Raw genomic sequence first — 302 nt, forward strand, 5'->3', positions numbered from 1 at the left:
GTATTGTTGTGATACCGTCTACGTCTTCATAATCAAAATCATATTCGCTTTCATCTGAAACTTTAAAACCATTAGCTGGAATGCTTTTCTTAAACCCGTACATAATATACGTTTTTTGTCTTACGAAACGAGCAATTTGACTAACACCTTCCAAATCCCAATCACCAAGTTGGTCTCCCATTGTGATTCCTTTAGCTTGACCTAAAATAACCATGGAGTCTGTATCACAATATAAGAATCGATCCCAATTTTCATGAATGGACTCCACCAAATAACGTCTAGCATAAGCTGTAATATAAGCC

The 302-nt window shown here is 36.1% G+C and carries 1 protein-coding gene; it reads right to left on the minus strand.

Annotated elements, in window-relative coordinates; genetic code table 11:
• Positions 1 to 181: hypothetical protein (locus A3761_RS28345; RefSeq protein ID WP_231881109.1), on the minus strand; the 181-nt coding region annotated here is incomplete at its 3' end.
• Positions 182 to 302: the final 121 nt, after the last annotated feature.

The sequence above is a fragment of the Oleiphilus sp. HI0123 genome, from assembly GCF_001635315.1.